Source organism: Sphingomonas sp. LR59 (genome assembly GCF_036855945.1).
Lineage (GTDB): Bacteria > Pseudomonadota > Alphaproteobacteria > Sphingomonadales > Sphingomonadaceae > Sphingomonas.
Window position 1 is genome coordinate 3,234,276 of sequence record NZ_JASPFL010000001.1, and the last position, 19,922, is coordinate 3,254,197.

A 19,922-nucleotide genomic window follows, 5' to 3' on the forward strand; every position below is an offset into this window, starting at 1 on the left:
CTCTTCCCGCCCCCACCTTCCGTCATCCCGGCGCACGCCGGGACCCATGGACAGGGTGCGATCACTAACGAAGCGGACCGTAACCGTGGGTCCCGGCTTCCGCCGGTATGACGGAGAGTATTGGTCCACCCTCTCCCCTCCACGCTCCCCTATCCCCGTTCGTCCTGAGCGAAGTCGAAGGATGGTCCGGTACGCAGGTGCTTCGACTTCGCTCAGTACGAACGGGCGGGGTGCGATTGGATCAGGCCGGCGACTTAGATCGCCCCGCCCGTCAACCGCTGGCAAACCATATCAAGCTGGTCGAGCGTCGAGTAATTCAACGTCAAAGTCCCCCCAGTCTCGGTATGCGCGACCCGCACCTGCAACCCCAACAAGTCCGCCAACTGCCGCTCCAACGCAGCAATATCCGCATCCGGCACCCGAGGCTCGGACGAACCACCACCGCCGCCACGGCTCCGCCCAGGCTTCGCGTCCCGCGCCAGCTTCTCGGTCTCGCGCACCGACAGCCCCCGCGACACGACCTGATCCGCCAGCGACTCCACATCCGGCGACCCCAGCAACGCCCGAGCATGCCCCATCGACAGCGATCCATCGACAACCTGCGACTGCACCTGCGCCGGCAACTCCAGCAGCCGCAGCAGGTTCGCGACATGACTGCGCGACTTGTGGACGATCTTGGCGAGCACCTCCTGCGTATGCCCATACTCGCCCGCCAGCCGCTGATACGCCTGCGCCTCTTCGATCGCGTTGAGATCCTCGCGCTGGATGTTCTCGATCAGCGCGATCTCGAGCGTCTCGGCGTCGTCGAAGTCGCGGACGACGACCGGCACCTCGTGCAGCCGCGCACGCTGCGCCGCCCGCCAGCGCCGCTCGCCCGCGACGATCTGGAAATCATGCCCATGCGGCCGCACCACGATCGGCTGGATCAATCCGCGCGACGCGATCGACGCGGCCAGCTCGTCGAGCATCGCCTCGTCGAAATGCCGCCGCGGCTGATCGGGATGCGGCGACAGCGAACTGACCGGCAGCATCCGCACACCTGACGATTGCTGCGCCGCACCATCGGCCGACACCGGCGTCTCGCGCGCCATCTCGCCGAGCAGCGCGTTGAGGCCCCTGCCCAGCCCCGGCCGGCCGCGTTTGTTACCGTCGCTCATGCCGCAACCTGCGCAGTTGCCGGAAGCCGCCCGATAAGCTCACGCGCCAGCGCAATATACGCCTGCGACCCCGAACACCGGTGATCGTAAATCAGCGCCGGCAACCCGTGGCTCGGCGCCTCCGACAGCCGCACGTTGCGCGGGATCACCGTCTCGAAGACCACTTTCCCCAGCACAGCGCGAACATCCGCCGAGACCTGATCGGTCAACCGGTTCCGGCGATCGAACATTGTCAGCGCCACGCCCAAAATCGACAGGCCTGGATTGAACCGCTGGCGGATCCGCTCGACCGTACTCAACAACTGCGACAACCCTTCAAGCGCGAAAAACTCGCATTGCAGCGGCACCAGCAGCGAATCCGCCGCGACCATCGCGTTGATCGTCAGCAGCCCCAGCGATGGCGGGCAATCGATCAGCGCGATATCCCAAGGACCCTGCGCCGCCTTTACCGCGCGATCGAGCCGGTGCGTGCGCGCATCGAAATCGACCAGCTCGATCTCCGCCCCCGACAGGTCGACCGTCGCCGGCACGATATCGAGCCGCGGCACGCGCGTATGCACCACCGCTTCCTCGATCGACGTCTCGCCGACCAACACGTCGTAACTCGACCGCTCGCGTTGCGAATGACCGATGCCGAGCCCGGTCGATGCGTTGCCCTGCGGATCAAGATCGACCAGCAGCACGCGCATCCCCGTGGCGGCCAGCGCGGTCGCGAGGTTGATGGCGCTGGTGGTCTTGCCCACCCCACCCTTTTGATTGGCGACCGCGATGGTGATCATCGCGCGCCTACCCGATCCAGAACCACGATCGACGACTCCGGGTTCGTGACGCTCTGTTCCACGTGGAACATAAACCGCCAATGCTGCTTGAGCGCGGCCAGCTCCTCCTCGTCAAAACGCCCCCGAGGAAGCAACCACCGCGTCTCCGTTGTGGCGCAGTGCGCCGCGCCACGCAAAAGGTTTTGCAACGATGCGACCGCGCGAGCGGAAATGATCGAAGCGTCGGCCGTGGCATTCTCGACCTTCGACGCGTGAACGCGGACCTGCTCCCCGAGCCCAAGCCGGGCAACACAGAGCTGGAGGAAGTCCGCACGCCGTCGCCGGGGCTCGACCAGATCGACCGGCCCCTCGCGTACGAGCGCGACGACCATGCCAGGAAATCCCCCGCCAGTGCCGATATCGAGCCAGCGCTTCGACGAGCTGCCCGCCCCTGCAATCGCAACCAACTGAAGCGAGATCCACCACGTGCCGATCCCAGATCGTCGGGATTGTCGACGGTGCGATCAAATTCTGGTGCGGCGCTTCCTCGACGACCATCGCCACGAACGCGTTCAAGCGCTCGGTCGCTGCCGCCCCGAACCGCTCGGTCGTCCAGCTCTGTGCATCGTCTTCGGTCATGCTGGCACTCGTTTCGTATACAATAATACCGCGGACAACGCCGCCGGGGTGATCCCCCGCACCCGCGCCGCTGCCGCCAGCGAGGTCGGCCGCGCCGCGCTCAGGCGATCGATCATCTCGTTCGAAAGGCCAGGCACGCGGTCATAGGCAAGGTCCTCCGGCAAACGAATCGCCTCGTCGGCCCGCAACCGCGCGACCTCCTGCGCCTGCCGCTCGATATACGGAGCGTAGCGCGCGTCCTCTAACACTTCGTCAACGACCGCCGTCGGGATGCCTGTCGCTGCGTCCGGCGCGACATGCGCGAGCTTGACGCCCTCAAACCGGAGCCAGTCGAACGCCGTCCGCCGCGCACCATCCCGACCGATCGCTACCCCCTGATCCGCCACCTCGGTCGCGGTCCGCTCACAGTTGAGCGCCGACCGGAAGCGGGTGCGATCCGCTACCAGTGCATGCTGATGCGCTAGCCGTTCGGGTCCAAGACACCCAGCCGCCTCCGCAATCCCCCCAGCCGCGTCTCGGCGTTATCCGCGCGCAAAGACAGCCGGAACTCAGCGCGTGCGGTCAGCATCCGATACGGCTCGGTCACCCCTTGTAGCGTGAGGTCGTCGATCATCACCCCGAGATAGCTCGACGCGCGATCCAGGATCACCGGCGCCAGATCGCAAGCATACGCCGCGGCATTGAGCCCAGCGACGAGCCCCTGCCCCGCCGCTTCCTCATACCCGGTCGTGCCGTTGATCTGCCCCGCGCAGAACACCCCCTCGATCGCTCCCAGCGCAAGCCGCGTATCGAGCGCCCGCGGATCGATATAATCATACTCGACCGCATAGCCGGGCATGGTCATCGTCACGCGCTCGAGCCCAGGAATGCTAGCCAGCATCGCCGCCTGAACCTCGACCGGCAGCGAGGTCGACAGCCCGTTCGGATAGACGGTCGCATCGTCGAGGCCTTCGGGTTCGAGGAAAACCTGATGCCCGTCGCGGTCGCCAAATCGATAAACCTTGTCCTCGATCGACGGACAGTAACGCGGCCCCGCCGCCTCGATCGCGCCGGTGAACAGCGGCGACTGATGAAACGCCTCGCGGATGATCGCATGCGTCCGATCGGTCGTCCGGGTGATGGCGCACGCGATTTGCGGAAGCGGACGAGCGCGAGTCATCGGCGACATTGTCCAAGGATCGGGGTCGGACGGCTGCTCGGCAAGCGCGCCCCAATCGACCGTCCGCGCGTCGAGCCGCGGTGGCGTCCCCGTCTTCAGGCGCGCCATCGGCAGGTCCCGCGCGCGCAACTGGTCCGCAAGTGGCTTGGCGGCCCGCTCGCCGATCCGGCCCCCTTCCTCGCGATCGTCACCCCGGAAGATACGTCCGCCCAGGAACGTGCCCGTCGCCAGCACGACCGCTCGTGCCGCCACGATCGAGCCATTCGCCAGCATGACACCCGCCACGCGATCGCCGTCGAAATGCAACGCTGTCGCCTCTCCCTCGACGATCGAAAGCTCCTCGGTGGCCGCAAGCATCGCCTGGATCGCACCGGAATAGAGACGCCGATCGGCCTGGATCCGAGGCCCCTGCACCGCCGATCCCTTGCTCCGATTGAGCATCCGGTAATGGATTGCGGCAGCATCGGCCGCGCGCCCGATCAGCCCGTCGAACGCATCGACCTCGCGAACCATGTGCCCCTTACCGAGCCCACCGATCGCCGGATTGCACGACATCGCGCCAATATGCGCAGCGTCGAACGACACGAGCGCGGTACGCGCGCCCTCCGCGCCGCCGCGGCTGCGGCTTCGGTTCCGGCATGGCCACCGCCAACCACCACTACATCGAACATGTCACGGCCGTAGAACGCCATGACCGACGCGTCAAAGATGTTCCACGTGGAACATCACTTCCCAATGCAGAATCGTCCGAACAGCGCGTCGAGCATCTCCCCGGTCGCGTCGAGCCCAAGAATGCCAGCAAGGATCGCGCGGGCCTGTCGAAGGTGTTCCGCGACGATAAGCGCATCGGAGCTTCGATACCGAAGAGCCTCGGCTGCCGCAGCGCACTGCCGACGCTGATGCTGTTTCAATGCGATCTCATCATCGCGGGGCAGCATCGCAATCGCTCGCCGATGCAGTTCACCCCAAAGGGCATCAAGCGATCCCAGGTCGTTTTGCGAGACCGCCAAAGTCCGACCAGACGGCAACCCTCCCCGCCCCGGCAGATCGGCGCGCGCATGAATCCAGATCGCATCGGCGCGGGGCGGCGCGGTATCGGCCAGCCACATCACGATGTCCGCTGCGGCGAGCGCACCTTCCGCACGGGTGACGCCGATCGCCTCGATCGGGTCGAGCGTGTCGATCAAGCCCGCGGTATCGGTCAGCACATAGGCGACACCGTTCCGCGTAACGGGCACGTCGATCCGGTCGCGCGTCGTTCCCGAGATCGGCGAGACGATCGCCGCGTCCCGTTCGCCGAGCAGGTTGAGCAACGTCGACTTGCCGCTGTTCGGCGGACCACCAATGACGACCCGCAGCCCATCCTTCAGCCGCTCGACCGGCGGTGCGTCGACCACCGCCTCGATGTGCGCGGCAAGTGCGTCGATCTCGGAAACAATCGCATCGAACGCCGCAGTATCGCTTGCGACATCGTCCTCGTCGGCGAAGTCGAGCATAGCCTCGACCCGCGCGGACAGCATCGCGACCGAGTCCATCCAGCCGCGAACCGCCTGGCTTACCCGCCCCTCCGCCGCCGTCATCGCCGCGACGCGCTGGCTTTCGGTTTCAGCTTCGAGAAGGTCGGCGAGCCCCTCGGCCTCGGTCAGGTCGATGCGGCCATTGGTCAGTGCGCGACGCGTGAACTCGCCCGGCTCGGCATGGCGCAAGCCAGGTATTCCCGACAATACACGTTCGACCGCCGCGATCACCGCGCGACCACCGTGGCAGTGAAACTCGACCAAGTCTTCGCCGGTCGCCGTCGCGGGCCCCGGAAACACGATGACCAACGCGCGATCGAGCAACGCCCCATCGGTGTCCCGCAGTCCCCGGAGGCTGGCATAGCGCGGCACCGGCAAAGGTCCCGCCAGAGCCTCGGCCGCAGCAAACGCCTGGGGCCCGCTCACCCGAACCACGGCAATCGCCGCTGGCGGCCGCCCGCTCGATACCGCAAAAATCGTTTTCACGGGAAACTCAGCCGCTTTTCGTCGCGCTGTCGAACAGGCGCTTCCACATCGCCATCCCTGCCTCGCCCATCGGCTGCCAACCGCGCATCATCGATTCGAGCATCTCGGGTTTCATCTGGCCGTCCGGAATGGCTTCCATCATCATCGCGATATAGCGGTCGTGGATCGGCGTCAGGTCGGGCAGCCCGACCGCGCGCCGTGCTTCCTCGGGCGTGCATTCGATCTCGATATTCATCTTCATGTGACGCACCCTCGATGACGCTTGAGCGGTCCATCGCGGCGCTGCATAGCGGGGGAATGTATGCGCGCGATGCCGCCTCGATCGCAACGCCTATCGGTCTGGTCCGCGTGACCGGCACCGGGGACCGGATCGATGCGATCGATATTGGCGTGGAGGATGGTTCAACCAGCGACACCCCCGCGATCCTCGAAGCACTCCGCCAGATCGACGCGTATTTCACCGGACGGCTGACCGAGTTCGACCTGCCCCTCGCGCTCTCCCCTACCCCGCGCGGTGCCGACCTTCGCCAGGCGATCGTCGACATCGCCTACGGCACGACCGCCAGCTATGGCGAGCTCGCCAGGGCGATCGGCTCCAGCCCGCGCGCGATCGGCCAGGCCTGCGCGCACAATCCTTTTCCGATCATCGTCCCCTGCCACCGAATCCTTGGAGCCGGCGGAGCGCTTGGTGCGTACTCCGCGGGGAAGGCCCAATCACCAAATCCCGACTGCTCGACCATGAGCGGCCGCCAGGAGGACTGCTATGACGAACACTACCAAGATCGCCACGCTCGCGGGCGATGGCGAATTCACCGCGTATCGCGCGACGCCGGCAGGCACGCCGAAAGCCGCGATCGTCGTGATCCAGGAGATCTTCGGCGTGAACGCAGGGATCCGCCGCAAGTGCGATACGCTCGCCGAGGCCGGCTATCTCGCGATTGCCCCCGACCTGTTCTGGCGCCTCGAGCCCGGCATCGAACTCGATCCGGACATCAAGCCCGAGTTCGACCGTGCGCTCGAACTGATGGGCCAGTTCGACCAAGACAAGGGTATCGCCGATATCGAGGCGAGCATCCGCGCCGTCCGCAGCGAACTCGGTGCCAATGATTCTGGGAACGCCAAGGTCGGCGTGGTCGGCTACTGCCTCGGCGGGCGCCTGGCGTTCATGACCGCAGCACGGACCGACGTCGATGCGAGCGTCGGCTATTACGGCGTCGGGATCGACGGCCTGCTCGGCGAAAAGCACGCGATCGCACACCCGGTGCTGTTGCACGTGCCGGAGGAGGATCACTTCGTCGATAAGGATGCGCAGGCAGCGATGCACGCCGGGCTCGACGATCACCCCAAGGTGACGATCTACGATTACGCGGGCGAGGATCACGGCTTCGCGACCGAGTTCGGCGAGCGTCGCTCGGATGCGTCGGCCAAGCTGGCGGACGAGCGGACGGCGAAGTTCTTCGCGGAGAATCTGGGCTGATCCCCTCTCCCCGTCACCCCGGACTTGTTCCGGGGTCCACGGTCCCGCGAACTCACTACTATCGAGCATGCGGAACGGTAGATGCCGGAACGAGCCCGGCATGACGGGGTGCTGACGACAGACAAAAAAAGGCCTCGCCGGACGATCCCGACGAGGCCTTTTCCTTATCCCAACTGCCCCCGCGATCAGCGCAGCAGCGAGATGATCCCGAGCGTCTCGCCGGTGCCGACCCAGCCCTCGTAGATCATCTTCAGCGCGACCACGAGGATCACCGCGAGGCCGATATACGCGATCCAGCGATACTTGTTGATGACGCGTGCGATGTAGTTCGCCGCCAGACCCATCATCGCGACCGACAGCAGCAGGCCGATGACGAGGATGCCGGGATGCTCGCGCGCCGCGCCGGCGACCGCCAGGACGTTGTCGAGGCTCATCGAGACGTCGGCGACGGCAACGGCCCAGGCCGCGCTCGCAAAGCCCTTCGAGGAGCGGATACCCGAGCGCTCGTCGCCCTCGATCTCCTCCGAGCCCGCATTCTCCGCGCCCTCGCGGATTTCGCGCCAGAACTTCCAGCTGACCCAAAGCAGCAGCAGCCCGCCTGCGAAGATCAGCCCGACGATGCCCATCAGCCACGTGACGATCAACGCGAAGAAGATGCGCAGCACCAGCGCCGCGCCGATACCGATCAGGATGACCTTCTTGCGTTGGTCGGCGGGCAATCCGGCAGCGAGTGCACCGACGACGATCGCGTTGTCGCCCGCGAGGACGAGGTCGATCATCAGGACCGATCCGAATGCGGCCAGCGCCTTCGGGTCGCCGAGGTTGGAGAAGTCGGCGACGATATGCTGCCAGATTTCCAGCGGCGAGCCAGGGCCCGCGGTGCTCGATGCGGCGGCGGCCAGCATGGCGATGATACTCAAGATGTCAGCTCCCGGTGACGTGGCCACGCCGCGGGCGGAGTGGCGGTTTTCATAGTGATTAATAGCAAAGCGGCACGCGAAAGCCATGCTCTCGCGTGCCGTCTTGGGTGTTCTTGGCGGACATGGGCAAAGCCCATGTCGTCGGTCGGAGCTTACGCCCCGCCGGCCGAACCGGTGCGAGTCCTGCGCCAGCTTGGCGCAGGCCGCACTCGGTTATTGATTCATGGAATCGAAGAAATTCTCGTTGGTCTTCGAATCCTTCATCTTGTCGAGCAGGAACTCCATCGCGTCGATCGTGCCCATCTGCATCAGGATGCGGCGCAGGACCCACATCTTGCTGAGCTTGGCCTTGTCGACCAGCAGCTCTTCCTTGCGGGTACCCGACTTGCCGACGTCGAGCGCCGGGAAGATGCGCTTGTCCGCGACCTTGCGATCCAGCACGATTTCCGAGTTGCCGGTGCCCTTGAACTCCTCGAAGATCACCTCGTCCATGCGGCTGCCGGTATCGATCAGCGCAGTCGCGATGATCGAGAGCGAACCGCCCTCCTCGATGTTGCGCGCGGCGCCGAAGAAGCGCTTCGGACGCTGCAGCGCGTTCGCGTCGACACCACCGGTCAGGACCTTGCCCGACGACGGCACGACGGTGTTGTAGGCACGACCCAGACGCGTGATCGAGTCGAGCAGGATCACCACGTCCTTCTTGTGCTCGACCAGGCGCTTGGCCTTTTCGATCACCATTTCAGCGACTTGCACGTGGCGCTGCGCGGGTTCGTCGAAGGTCGAGCTGACGACCTCGCCCTTCACGCTGCGCTGCATGTCGGTGACTTCCTCAGGCCGCTCGTCGATGAGTAGGACGATCAGGAACACCTCGGGGTGGTTGTCGGTGATCGCCTTGGCCATGTTCTGCAACATGACCGTCTTGCCGACGCGCGGCGGGGCGACGATCAGCGTGCGCTGGCCCTTGCCCTGTGGCGAGACGATGTCGATCACGCGCGCCGACTTGTCCTTGACGGTCGGGTCGGCGGGATCGAGCGTCAGCTTGCTCTCGGGATAGAGCGGCGTGAGGTTGTCGAAATTGACGCGGTGACGGACGACGTCGGGGTCGTCGAAATTGACCGCGGTCAGCTTCACCAGCGAGAAATAGCGTTCGCCGTCCTTCGGCCCACGGATCTCGCCCTCGACCGTGTCACCGGTGCGCAGGCCGAACTTCCGGACCTGGTTCGGCGAGATGTAGATGTCGTCCGGGCCGGCGAGATAGTTTGATTCCGGCGAGCGCAGGAAGCCGAAGCCGTCGGGCAGCACTTCGATCGTGCCGAGCCCCATGATCTGGTCGCCATTGTCCGCCTGGACCTTCAGGATCGCGAACAGCAGGTCCTGCTTGCGCAGCGTCGAGGCGCTCTCGACCCCCAGTTCCTCGGCCAGCTGGACCAGCTCGGCAGGCTTCTTCTTTTTCAGGTCTTTGAGATGCATGGGGATTTCCGGATAGCAATCAACGGGAGAACGCTCGGTCGACGGTGCGCTTGGGAAGCGGAACTGGGCGAGACGAGTCTGGCAAGACACGACCGGGCAGGACGCCAGGAGGCCGTGTTAGGAGAAGGTGTTAGAATTGGGGGCGGGTTAGTCAAGCAGGAGTGCGTACCCCGCCCCAGCCGTCATCCTGGGCTCGACCCAGGATCCAGAGCCACAAGCGATATCGTCTGCCGCTCTGGATCCTGGATCAAGTCCAGGATGACGTTGGACTCAGAACGGCTTAACGATCACCAGCACGACGATCAGCGTCACCGCCAGCGCAGGCACCTCGTTCAGCATCCGCAACTGCTTCCCCGCCAGTGTCGGCTTCCCCGCGGCGAGCTTCTTCGCATAGCCGACCGCCCAGCCGTGATAGCCCGACAGCAGCAGCACCAGCACCAGCTTCAGGTGCAGCCACCCCAGCCCCGGCGCGCCGTCCGCCAGCCCGAGGTTCAGCGCCAGCGCGATCCCCAGTACCCAGACGACGATCATCGCCGGCGTCAGGATGATGTGGCGGATCTTGCTCTCGCGATCGACCCAGTTCGCCGCCTCGGTCGTGTTGCCCGCCGCCAGCGCCTCCTGATGATACACGAGATAGCGCGGCAGCATGAACAGCCCCGCCATCCAGAAGATCACGAAGATCAGATGCGCCGCCTTCACCCAGTCATATGCAGCGCCGAGAAAACCGCTCATGTCGTGCTCCTTACGCGGGCGATCAGCTGCTCGACATGCGCGATGGGTGTGTCGGGGAGGATGCCGTGGCCGAGGTTGAAGACGTGCGGACGCTCGACGAACGCCGCGAGGATCCGGTCGATCGCCACATCGAGATCCGCCCCGCCCGCGATCAGCGCCAATGGATCGAGATTGCCTTGGACGGGCATGTCCGCCGGCAACGACGCATGCGCCCAGACCGGATCGACCGTCTCGTCCAGCCCGATCGCATCGACGCCGGTCTCGCGTGCATAGGCGGGCAGCTTGCCCCTGCCCCCTTCGGAAAGCCGATGATCGGCACGCCGGGGCAGCGCGCATGCAGGCGCTCGACGATCGACGCGGTCGGCGCGATCACCCAACGCTCGAACTGCGCAGGCGATAGCGACCCCGACCAGCTGTCGAACAGCTGGACCACGTCGACGCCCGCCTCGACCTGCCGCGCGAGATACTCGACGGTGTTGTCTGCGATAGCATCGATGATCGCACCGAACGCCTCGGGGTCGCGATACGCGAAACGCCGCGTCTCGGACTGATCCTTGCTCCCCTTCCCCGCCACCATATAGGTCGCGACCGTCCAGGGAGACCCAGCAAAGCCCAGGAACGTCGTCTCGGGTGGCAAGGCAGCGGCGACCTTCGCAACCGTGCCGTAGACCGGCTCCAGCCGCCCCATCACCGGTTGCAACCGATCGAGCGCATGGTCGACCAGCGCCGGCTCGAGCCGAGGCCCCTCGCCGACCCCGAAGCTCAAATCCTGCCCGAGCGCCCACGGAATCATCAGGATGTCGGAGAACAGGATCGATCCGTCGAACCCGAACCGGCGGATCGGCTGAAGCGTCACCTCGGCGGCTGCGTCGGGATCGGTCGCGAGCGCGAGGAAGCCACCCTTCTCCGCGCGGAGTTCGCGATACTCGGGGAGATACCGTCCCGCCTGCCGCATGAGCCACAGCGGCGGGACGGCCTGACGCTCTCCGCGAAGGGTCGCCAGGAGCGGCTTGAAGGACGGCGAATGGGAGGTCGGATCGGTCAGCGGAGCACCCTTCTTCTACTATAAGAAGATTCTAGAAATAGGTTGTTGCAGTGGTTGGGCGGTTGAACCCGGGACTTATGCGGTGATCCCGGAAATGCCAACAGCTTGACCCCTCGGCACGCCCACAAACGCGCTGATTCGATTCAAGGCTCCCCGTTACCCACAGCCTGTGGATAAATTCCGCCCCTGTGCGCGGGCGTGTGGATAGAATGGGTGTTATCCACGGCACACCGGTCGCTTGGCGGGGGGATGAGTTACGCTAGCCCTTCTCCCCATGTTATCCACAGATCCACGCCCAGGGGCCCCGTCGCTGGGGACAAAATGCCGATGATCCGGCTCCACCTTCATCTGCTGTCGGACTCGACCGGCGAGACGCTGGAGAACATCGCGAAGGCGGCGCTGGCGCAATATGACGACGTCGAGACGGTCCGCCATTTCTGGCCAATGGTGCGGACCGAAGCGCATCTCGAACGCATCCTCCAGGAGATCGCGCAGAACCCGGGGCTGGTGGTGTTTACGCTGGTGAACCCCGCAACCCGGCGGATTCTCGAGCAGCGATGCCTGGCGCTGGGGTTGCCTGCGGTGGCACCGCTCGACCCGGTCAACGATGCATTGTCAGGGTTGCTGGGGCAGCAGGCGAAGGCGCGGCCGGGGCGCCAGCATGTGCTCGACGCCGCCTATTTCGCGCGCGTCGATGCGATCCAGTGGACGATCGCGCATGACGACGGGATCGCGTGGGAGGAATGGGAGGAGGCCGATATTCTACTCGCGGGCGTGTCGCGCTCGTCGAAGACGCCGACCTCGATCTATCTCGCCAACCGCGGCTACAAGACCGCCAACATCCCGATCGTCGTCGAGAGCCCGCCGCCGAAAATTCTCTATAGCCTGAAGACCCCGCTGATCGTTGGCCTCACGACCAGCGCCGACCGGTTGATCCAGGTGCGCCGCAACCGGTTGCTGTCGCTCAACCAGCAACCCGACACATCCTATGTCGAGGAGGAAGCGGTGATGCGCGAACTGGCCTTTGCGCGGCGCATGTTCGCCGACAATGGCTGGCCGGTGATCGACGTCACTAGGCGTTCGATCGAGGAAACCGCGGCGGCGATCATTGCGCTGTGCAACCAGCGGCGGACCGACGCCGTAACGCCGGAGGAAGCATGAGCCTGATCCTCGCCTCGCAGAGCGCCTCGCGTCGCGCGATGCTGACCGCCGCGGGTGTGCCGTTCGACGCGACCTTCGCCGGCGTTGACGAGGATGCGGCGAAGGCGGCGCTGCGCGACCTGTCGCCGCGCGATCTTGCCGATGCCTTGGCCGAACTGAAGGCGCTCAAGGTTTCCGCTCGGATGCCGGGGTATCTGGTGCTCGGCAGCGACTCGCTGGTTGCGTTGGAGGATGGCAGCATTCTCGACAAGCCGGTCGACCGCGCCGATGCGGCGGCACACCTGCGGCTGATGTCCGGCAAGCGTCATGACCTTTGGAGCGCCGCGGTCATCGCCGAGAACGGCCAGGCGGTGTGGCGTCACGTCGAGCGAGCGAAGATGCACGTCCGCCCGCTGTCGGACGCGTTCATCGAGACGTATCTCGACGCGGAATGGCCTGCGATCTCGGGGTGCGTCGGTTGCTACCGCATCGAAGGCCCCGGTGCGCAGTTGTTTGCCAAAATCGAGGGCAGCCAGTTCACGGTCCTCGGCATGCCGCTGCTCAACGTTCTCGATTTCCTCCGCGTGCGTGGTGAGTTGCCGGCTTAACCCCCGTCATGCCGGGCTCGTTCCGGCATCCACGGTTCCTCAAAATCGAGAGACGTGAGTTCGCGGCAGGGTGGACCCCGGAACAAGTCCGGGGTGACGGAGTGGTTTTGACCCGACCTCAGCCTCCATCCGTCACCCCAGCGAGAGCTGGGGTTATCCCGCGGGGCAGATGTCGATCGCCAAATGGAGAGATCCCAGCTTTCGCTGGGATGACGGAGAGAGCGTGGTGTGCCTATTTATGCGAATACAACGACTAAACCGAGTTCACCGGAGCCCCGAATGACCCGCCCCTATGCAGAAGTGATCGGCGATCCGATCGCACAGTCGAAATCGCCACTGATCCACGGCTTCTGGCTCGACGCGCTCGGGATCGACGCGGAATACCGCCACAAGCTCGTGACCACTGAAGACCTCCCCGCATATTTCGCCGAGCGCAAAGCCGACCCGGCCTGGCGCGGGTGCAACATCACGATGCCGCACAAGATCGCCGCGCTCGACCACGTCTCCGACCCCGGTAACGTCCGCGGGACGATCGGCGCGATCAACACCGTGTTCCGCAACCAAGCTGGCGACTGCATCGGCACCAACACCGACGCCGCCGGATTCTGGGCGCCGATCGACGATCTCGATATTGCCCGCCAGCCTGTCACGGTGATCGGTGCCGGCGGCGCCGCCCGCGCGATCCTGTTCGCGCTGTCGCGGATGGGCGTCGGCCCCGTCACCATTCTCAACCGCAATCCGCTGAAGGGTGCGGCATTGCTCTCGGCGTTCGGGCTCAAGGGGCAGGCGCTGCCGATCGGTCCTGCCGCCCCGCCCTCGCGGCTGCTCGTCAACGCCAGCGTGCTCGGGATGGCGGGTCAGCCGCCGCTCGATATCGATCTCGGCGCACTGGAACCGGACTCGCTGGTGTACGACATCGTCTATTCCCCGCTCGAAACCGGCCTCCTGAAAGCGGCACGCGCGCGCGATCTCGAAACCGTTGATGGTCTGGAGATGCTGATCGGCCAAGCCGCGGTCGCGTTCGAGATATTGTTCCACGTGGAACCACCGCGCGATCGCGACGACGAACTCCGGGCGCTGCTGATCAAATGATTATTGGCCTCACCGGCTCGATCGGCATGGGCAAATCCGCGGTCGCCGCGATGTTCGCGGACGAAGGCGTCCCGGTGTTCGACGCCGACGCCACCGTCCACCGGTTGCAGGGCATTGGCGGTCGATTGGTCCCCGTGATCGAAACCGCCTTCCCCGGCACCACCGGCAACGGCGCAGTCGATCGAGCGAAACTCGGGGCGGCGGTGTTCGGCGATGACGCTGCGATCAAGCGACTCGAATCGATCGTCCATCCCGCCGTCGGCGAAGAACGCGCCGCCTTCCTCGCAAAGCACGCCGGCAAGCGAGTCGTTTTCGACGTCCCCCTGCTGTTCGAGACCGGCGGCGACCGCAACGTCGATGTGATCGTCGTCGTCTCCGCCGCCCCCGACGTCCAGCGCGCCCGCGTCCTCGCCCGCCCCGGCATGACCGCGGAGAAGTTCGCCGCGATCCTCGCCCGCCAGACCCCCGACGCCGACAAACGCGCCCGCGCGGATTACGTCATCAACACCGACACCAGCTTCGACGCAACGCGCGCGCAAGTCCGGGCGGTGCTTGCATCCTTGGAAATCTGAGCCGATACCATCGGGATGCGTGAGATCGTCTTCGATACCGAAACCACCGGCCTCAGTTTTTCCGGCGGCGACCGCATGGTCGAAATCGGCTGCGTCGAGATGTTCAACCGGGTCGAGACCGGGCGCACCTTCCACGCCTATTACCACCCCGAACGCGACATGCCGGTCGAGGCGTTCAACGTCCACGGGCTCAGCCAGGCGTTCCTTTCCGACAAGCCCAAGTTCGCCGACGCGGTCGAGGTTTTGCTGGAATTCGTCGGCGACGCGCCGATGATCGCGCATAATGCCGGCTTCGACTTCTCGTTCCTCAACGGCGAGCTGACCAAGTGCGGGCGCCAGATCATCCACATGAAGCGGATGGTCGACACGCTGCAGATCGCGCGCAGCCGCCACCCCGGCGCCAAGCATTCGCTCGACGCACTCTGCTCGCGCTTCGGAATCGATCGCAGCCACCGCGTCCTGCACGGCGCGCTGCTCGACGCGCAGTTGTTGGCGCAGGTCTATGTCGAGCTGATGGGCGGTCGCCAGATCGGCCTCGGCCTGCTCGGCGATAGCGGCAGCAACGCTGCGACTCCGATCGTCGCACAGGCGCCTCGGGTCGTTCGCCCAGTCCGCGTTTTCGCGGTGAGCGAGGAGACCTTGCGGCCCATGCTGCGTTTATGAAGGGGATCAAGGATCCGATCTGGGGGGCCGTGGCGTCCGGATGACGCTGGCAGGGTGGAGCCAATAGGACCGCCCGAGACTGTAACGCCGACAAGGAGACGACAATGGATATCCGGATTTCTGGTCATCAGGTTGACACTGGCGAAGCACTCAACAGCCACGTGGAAGACCGACTCCAGGGTATCGCCGACAAGTATTTCTCGCGCGCCATCTCGGCGGAAGTCACGTTCGGCAAGGGCCCGCACGACGCCGGCTTCAAATGCGACATCGTCTCGCACGTGATGAAGGGCCTCGTGATCAAGGGCCACGGTGACGCCTATGACGCGCGCGCCGCATTCGATGCCGCCGCTGCCAAGATCGAGACTCAGCTCCGCCGCTACATGCGCCGCCTGAAGGATCGCCATGCGGGCGAAGCGGTCGCGATCGCCGAGAGCAATGGCTACGACAATGCCGGCTACACGCTGTTCCAGGAAAGCATCGAGGAAGACGATGTCGCGGACGCACCACTGATCATCGCCGAAACGCGCGTCGATATCCCGGAGGCCAGCGTGTCCGACGCGGTGATGATGCTCGATCTGCGCAACACCGCCGCGCTGCTGTTCATGAATGCGGGCACCGGCGCGCACAATATGGTCTATCGTCGCGGCGATGGCACGATCGGTTGGGTCGAGCCACAGCGAGCAGCGGCCACCCCGGCCCAATAAAGAAGGGTCCATAAAGGCGCGGGTCTCAAGGCCGCGCCTTTACGCCCCCGCGCAACCCGCTAAGGCGGACGCGCGCGGGGCGCTTGAGACATTGAACACAATGACCGATTTTAGTGACATGCTGCGTCCCGACGCAGTGCAGACGGGCGTGATCGCCAAAAACAAGAAGGCAGTGTTCCAGCATCTCGCCACGGTTGCGTCTGAGATACTCGATGCGGACCCCAAGATGATCGCCGATCGGCTGGCTGCGCGCGAGAAGCTCGGCTCGACCGGGTTCGGCGGCGGCGTCGCGATCCCGCACGCCAAGCTCGAAGGGCTCGGACAGGTAACGGGCGTGTTCGCGCGGTTGGCAGAGCCGGTCGACTTCCAGGCGGTCGACGATCTCCCCGTCGATCTCGTCTTCATGCTGCTCTCCCCCACCGATGCCGGCGCGGTCCACCTGAAGGCGCTCGCGCGCGTCTCGCGACGCCTGCGCGACAAGGCGTTCCTCGAGAAACTGCGCGGCGGCGGTTCGCCCGACGCGGTCTATGCGCTGTTCACCGCCGACGAGGTCCGCGATGCAGCCTGAGGCCGCCCCCGCGTCCATCCCCGCCCCCGTCATCCTGACGAAAGTCAGGACCCAGGGTTACAGCGGGATGGCGTTTGTGGCTCTGGGTCCTGACTTTCGTCAGGATGACGGTTATTGCCTGTTCGCGAGCGACGCGAATGTCTGACACGCCAAACACAGCAGGCGCAGACGCGCATTTCCGCGCACTGGAGTCGCTCTACGCGCAAGCCCCCATCAACCGCTTCTTCGACTCCTCGCTGGAAATCCCCGAAGCTGGCGTCGCGCGCATCCATTTCACGATCGACGAGCGCCACTACCACGCCGGCGGCGCCGCGCACGGCACGAGCTATTTCAAGATGCTCGACGACGCCGCTTTCTACGCCTGCAACAGCTTGGTCACCGACCGCTTCCTACTCACCACCGCCTTCAACCTGCTCCTCACGCGCCCGCTGAAGATCGGCCCGGTGATCGCCGAAGGACGCTGGATCAGCGGCAAGCGACGCGTGTTCGTCGCGGACGCCCGGCTGATCGATGCTGACGGCGAAGAAGCGGCAAGAGGCACCGGCACCTTCATGCGCTCGCGGATCGCGCTCGCCGGCCTCCCCGGATACCGCAGCGCAGCATGAGCGGTCGTCTCCCCAGCGGAGTCCTCGTCAGCGCGCTGCTGCGGCGCGTCAACGACGCCGGCGGTTTCGGCGCCGTGATGGCGAAAGGCGATCCGCAAGGCGGCGCGATCCTGGTCATCGCGGTCGACAAGGGCGCCCCTCCCCGCCTGCTCGAACGCGGCATCGGACCCGACGGACGGACCGCGCTGATCGACTCCACTCCGCTCGAAGACCTAGACGGATATTGGCGTCGCCGCCGCGCAAGCGACCCGGATCTCTGGGTAATCGAGGTGGACATCGCATCGGCGGAACGGTTCGCCGCTGAAACGATCCTCGACGATTGACTCGAAAGCCCCCCAATAGAGGGGAATTGCAACATTGATTGGCGTTGTGCTGGGACGGGTGCGATCCGGATCAGTTACGCAGTCGGGGGATGCCTGGACGATCGGCTCGTACGATTGCTTCCGCGGTCCAACCGCATCTGAATAAGTTTGAATGACGATTCTTCAGCGGGCTGCGACCATCGCAGCCATGACATTCTCTCTCGCCGGCCTGCTCGGCAACAGCGCACCCGGTCAGGCGACTGGTCTCGATCGTTCCACGGTCAATCTTACGGCTCTCGCAAATCTAAACGCCCTCTCCCCGCAGAATGTTCCGCAGATCGCTCCCGCCGCAGCCACCGTTGCAGCAGTCGAGCCGGTCGCTGCTGCCGAGGAAGAAGAATTCGACACGCTCGCCCAGGCCGTTGCCGCGCAGGATAGCGCCGCCGCCGACGAAGCGCTCCAGTGCCTTGCCGGCGCAATCTATTTCGAATCGAAGGGCGAGCCGCTCACCGGCCAGCTCGCGGTCGCCGAAGTCATCATCAACCGCGCCAAGTCGGGTCGTTTCCCGACCAACGTCTGCGGCGTCGTCAAGCAGCGCGGCCAGTTCAGCTTCGTTCGCGGCGGCCAGATCCCCAATATCAATGCTGGCGCCGCCTATCGCACTGCGATCGCGGTTGCCAAGGTCGCGCTCGCCAGCGCGTGGAACAGCCCGGCAGACAAGGCGCTGTACTTCAACACGCCCGATCGCCGCCCATCGGTTCGCGCGATCAAGGTCGCCTCGATCGGCAACCACGTCTTCTATCGCTGAGAGCATCCGTCTCAAGCAACCTCCTACCCCTTGCCCTTCACCCCGTTCGCCCTGAGCGAAGTCGAAGGGTGCGCCCCGAACGCAGGTGCTTCGACTTCGCTCAGCACGAACGGGATAGGGAAGGCGATTTGGCTAGACGTTTTTCCTGAGATCCGGACCGCAATCCGTGAATGAGCTTGCCTCGTTCGCGGATTGTTCTATTTCCGGGGCATGCTCGATATGCCGCCGGACTCCTGCATCGACGAACCGGGATCGCCGCTTTGCGCTGCTGACGTGGCGCGCGGCGTGATCCGGATGTTGCTGCGTCACGACCTCACTGCGATGACCGAAGTCCCGCTCGACGGCGGCCGTCGTGCCGACCTGATGGCAGTCGATGCACGCGGGCAGATCGTCATCGTCGAGATCAAGGTATCGCGTGCCGACCTGCTCGGCGACGGCAAGTGGCCCGATTATCTTGGGCATTGCGACCGGTATTTCTGGGCTGTCCCGGCGGGGTTCGATGTCGGGCCGCTGCATGGATCAGCCTTTCTGCCCGAGCGGACTGGGATCATCGTTGCGGATCGCTACGACGCGGCGATCGTCCGCGAGGCGCATACCACCCCCTCCCCGCGCATATTCGTAAGCGCGGGACGCTGGCGTTTGCCCGGCGTGCGGCGCGACGATTGATCGCGCAGATGGACCCGGATGCGGACGGGTTGGCGTTCTAGGCTCATAATCCTCCCCTATGAGGGGAGGTGGCAGCTCGCAGGGCTGACGGCGAGGTAACGCGCCATCGAGAGCGTGACACCGTCCGTCTGACAAGAGCCAGCCACCTCCCTGCCAGGGGAGGATCGACGATTAGAACTTCGGGCCGGAAACCGCCTTCTTCACCTTCTTCGGCGCGTCGACCAGCAGCTTCGACACTATTGGATTACGCCCGTCTTGCTTGGCGTAATCGCGCGCCGACATGCCGGCCATGATATCCGCCTGATCGGGATCCGCTCCCTCGGTCAGCAACGTCCGGATCATCCCGACGTCGCGGCGCTGTACCGCGCGGATCAGCGGCGTTTCGCCGGCCGAGTTCGCCAGGTTCGGGTTCGCCCCTGCCGCAGTCAGGATCGGGATCATGCCCGTCTGCCCCAGCGTCACCGCGAGCAGCAGCGGCGTGTTGCCCTTGCCGTCGCGCAGGTTCGCATCCGCGCCCTTCTGCAGCAGGAAGCGCAGATACACTTCGTCCCCGCGCTTGATGACGATGTGGAGCGCGCCCTCCCCGCTCGTCACGTCGCGCGTGTTGATGATGTTGCTGCCGGGCTTGCCGAGCATCTCCAGCACCTCGTTGTTCTTCGCATCGCGTACCGCGGACAGGAACTTGTACCCCTCCGACTGACCCTGCGCGAACGCGGGCGCCGCGACGCAGGTGAGCGCAGGCGTCAGAAGGGTAGCAGCGAGGATCAGGCGAATACGCATCGAGAAACTTCCTTGGTTCGTCCTGGATATGGGGCAACGCTTGCGCCGCAGTAG

20 protein-coding genes and 5 pseudogenes are annotated in these 19,922 nt (G+C 65.2%); 13 read left to right on the forward strand and 12 right to left on the reverse strand.

All coding sequences use genetic code 11. The annotated features are described in order from the left end of the window. Positions 1 to 254: 254 nt before the first annotated feature. The 7 genes and pseudogenes from QP164_RS15080 to QP164_RS15105 form a co-directional block, all read right to left on the reverse strand. On the reverse strand, positions 255 to 1,157 hold the full coding sequence (locus tag QP164_RS15080; RefSeq protein ID WP_107954192.1) for a ParB/RepB/Spo0J family partition protein: 903 nt from the start codon (positions 1,155 to 1,157) through the stop codon (positions 255 to 257). After that, positions 1,154 to 1,936, reverse strand: a complete 783-nt coding sequence (locus QP164_RS15085) for a ParA family protein (protein WP_056487592.1) — start codon at positions 1,934 to 1,936, stop codon at positions 1,154 to 1,156. The genes QP164_RS15080 and QP164_RS15085 overlap by 4 nt, the downstream gene beginning before the upstream one ends. Beyond that, positions 1,933 to 2,307, reverse strand: a complete 375-nt coding sequence (locus QP164_RS15090) for an RsmG family class I SAM-dependent methyltransferase (protein WP_333923671.1) — start codon at positions 2,305 to 2,307, stop codon at positions 1,933 to 1,935. Before QP164_RS15090 ends, QP164_RS15085 begins: the two co-directional genes overlap by 4 nt. A gap of 243 nt (positions 2,308 to 2,550) precedes the next feature. Further along, the gene (locus tag QP164_RS19895; RefSeq protein ID WP_443027449.1) at positions 2,551 to 2,940 is read right to left on the reverse strand and encodes a hypothetical protein; all 390 of its coding nucleotides are present in this window, start codon (positions 2,938 to 2,940) and stop codon (positions 2,551 to 2,553) included. 74 nt (positions 2,941 to 3,014) lie between these two features. Beyond that, positions 3,015 to 4,405: pseudogene (gene mnmG / locus QP164_RS15095) on the reverse strand (tRNA uridine-5-carboxymethylaminomethyl(34) synthesis enzyme MnmG). 33 nt (positions 4,406 to 4,438) lie between these two features. Further along, positions 4,439 to 5,716, reverse strand: coding sequence for a tRNA uridine-5-carboxymethylaminomethyl(34) synthesis GTPase MnmE (gene mnmE, locus QP164_RS15100; protein WP_333923672.1), 1,278 nt, complete (start codon positions 5,714 to 5,716; stop codon positions 4,439 to 4,441). Between the two features lie 7 nt (positions 5,717 to 5,723). After that, complete coding sequence (locus QP164_RS15105; RefSeq protein WP_056053820.1) at positions 5,724 to 5,957, reverse strand: DUF6489 family protein; 234 nt, start codon at positions 5,955 to 5,957, stop codon at positions 5,724 to 5,726. Positions 5,958 to 6,013: 56 nt separating this feature from the next. On the opposite strand from QP164_RS15105, the pseudogene QP164_RS15110 reads away from it, so the two are divergent. Together QP164_RS15110 and QP164_RS15115 are read left to right on the forward strand one after the other, a co-directional pair. Then, positions 6,014 to 6,364, forward strand: a pseudogene (locus QP164_RS15110) (methylated-DNA--[protein]-cysteine S-methyltransferase); the annotation flags it as partial. Between the two features lie 115 nt (positions 6,365 to 6,479). Then, positions 6,480 to 7,193 carry a dienelactone hydrolase family protein gene (locus QP164_RS15115; RefSeq protein ID WP_333923673.1) on the forward strand — a complete coding sequence of 238 codons (714 nt, stop codon included), beginning with the start codon at positions 6,480 to 6,482 and terminating at the stop codon, positions 7,191 to 7,193. Positions 7,194 to 7,378: 185 nt separating this feature from the next. On the opposite strand, the gene QP164_RS15120 is transcribed toward QP164_RS15115, so the two are convergent. From QP164_RS15120 to hemE, 4 genes and pseudogenes are all read right to left on the reverse strand, one after another. Then, the gene (locus tag QP164_RS15120) at positions 7,379 to 8,098 is read right to left on the reverse strand and encodes a TerC family protein (protein WP_333924278.1); all 720 of its coding nucleotides are present in this window, start codon (positions 8,096 to 8,098) and stop codon (positions 7,379 to 7,381) included. Positions 8,099 to 8,326: 228 nt separating this feature from the next. Further along, on the reverse strand, positions 8,327 to 9,583 hold the full coding sequence (gene rho, locus QP164_RS15125; protein WP_031395107.1) for a transcription termination factor Rho: 1,257 nt from the start codon (positions 9,581 to 9,583) through the stop codon (positions 8,327 to 8,329). A 270-nt stretch (positions 9,584 to 9,853) separates the two neighbouring features. After that, the gene (locus QP164_RS15130) at positions 9,854 to 10,315 is read right to left on the reverse strand and encodes a CopD family protein (RefSeq protein WP_333923674.1); all 462 of its coding nucleotides are present in this window, start codon (positions 10,313 to 10,315) and stop codon (positions 9,854 to 9,856) included. Next, positions 10,312 to 11,270 (reverse strand): annotated as a pseudogene (hemE, locus tag QP164_RS15135) (uroporphyrinogen decarboxylase). The gene QP164_RS15130 and the pseudogene hemE overlap by 4 nt, the downstream one beginning before the upstream one ends. Positions 11,271 to 11,687: 417 nt before the next feature. Between hemE and QP164_RS15140 the strand changes: the two are divergent. The 11 genes and pseudogenes from QP164_RS15140 to QP164_RS15190 all read left to right on the forward strand — a co-directional run bounded on the left by QP164_RS15140 (position 11,688) and on the right by QP164_RS15190 (position 19,129). Further along, positions 11,688 to 12,521 (forward strand): pyruvate, water dikinase regulatory protein, encoded by an 834-nt coding sequence (locus tag QP164_RS15140; protein ID WP_333923675.1) that lies wholly within the window; start codon positions 11,688 to 11,690, stop codon positions 12,519 to 12,521. Beyond that, positions 12,518 to 13,108, forward strand: a complete 591-nt coding sequence (locus QP164_RS15145; protein WP_333923676.1) for a Maf family protein — start codon at positions 12,518 to 12,520, stop codon at positions 13,106 to 13,108. Before QP164_RS15140 ends, QP164_RS15145 begins: the two co-directional genes overlap by 4 nt. Positions 13,109 to 13,387: 279 nt before the next feature. Then, entirely contained in the window at positions 13,388 to 14,200 is an 813-nt protein-coding gene (locus QP164_RS15150) for a shikimate dehydrogenase family protein (RefSeq protein ID WP_333923677.1), read from the forward strand. Next, entirely contained in the window at positions 14,197 to 14,772 is a 576-nt protein-coding gene (gene coaE / locus QP164_RS15155) for a dephospho-CoA kinase (RefSeq protein WP_333923678.1), read from the forward strand. Before QP164_RS15150 ends, coaE begins: the two co-directional genes overlap by 4 nt. A 15-nt stretch (positions 14,773 to 14,787) precedes the next feature. Next, positions 14,788 to 15,479 (forward strand): annotated as a pseudogene (dnaQ, locus tag QP164_RS15160) (DNA polymerase III subunit epsilon). Between the two features lie 60 nt (positions 15,480 to 15,539). Beyond that, on the forward strand, positions 15,540 to 16,139 hold the full coding sequence (gene hpf / locus QP164_RS15165) for a ribosome hibernation-promoting factor, HPF/YfiA family (protein ID WP_056064359.1): 600 nt from the start codon (positions 15,540 to 15,542) through the stop codon (positions 16,137 to 16,139). Between the two features lie 100 nt (positions 16,140 to 16,239). After that, positions 16,240 to 16,707 carry a PTS sugar transporter subunit IIA gene (locus tag QP164_RS15170; protein ID WP_333923679.1) on the forward strand — a complete coding sequence of 156 codons (468 nt, stop codon included), beginning with the start codon at positions 16,240 to 16,242 and terminating at the stop codon, positions 16,705 to 16,707. Between the two features lie 137 nt (positions 16,708 to 16,844). After that, a complete protein-coding gene (locus tag QP164_RS15175) occupies positions 16,845 to 17,312 on the forward strand; it encodes a PaaI family thioesterase (protein ID WP_120300964.1) in 468 nt (155 codons plus the stop codon). Continuing rightward, on the forward strand, positions 17,309 to 17,635 hold the full coding sequence (locus tag QP164_RS15180; protein ID WP_333923680.1) for a DUF1491 family protein: 327 nt from the start codon (positions 17,309 to 17,311) through the stop codon (positions 17,633 to 17,635). Before QP164_RS15175 ends, QP164_RS15180 begins: the two co-directional genes overlap by 4 nt. 187 nt (positions 17,636 to 17,822) lie before the next feature. Further along, on the forward strand, positions 17,823 to 18,422 hold the full coding sequence (locus QP164_RS15185) for a cell wall hydrolase (RefSeq protein WP_333923681.1): 600 nt from the start codon (positions 17,823 to 17,825) through the stop codon (positions 18,420 to 18,422). Positions 18,423 to 18,632: 210 nt separating this feature from the next. Next, positions 18,633 to 19,129 (forward strand): annotated as a pseudogene (locus QP164_RS15190) (MmcB family DNA repair protein). 130 nt (positions 19,130 to 19,259) lie between these two features. Here QP164_RS15190 and QP164_RS15195 read toward each other — a convergent pair. Further along, positions 19,260 to 19,868, reverse strand: coding sequence for an ankyrin repeat domain-containing protein (locus tag QP164_RS15195; protein ID WP_333923682.1), 609 nt, complete (start codon positions 19,866 to 19,868; stop codon positions 19,260 to 19,262). Positions 19,869 to 19,922 lie beyond the last annotated feature (54 nt).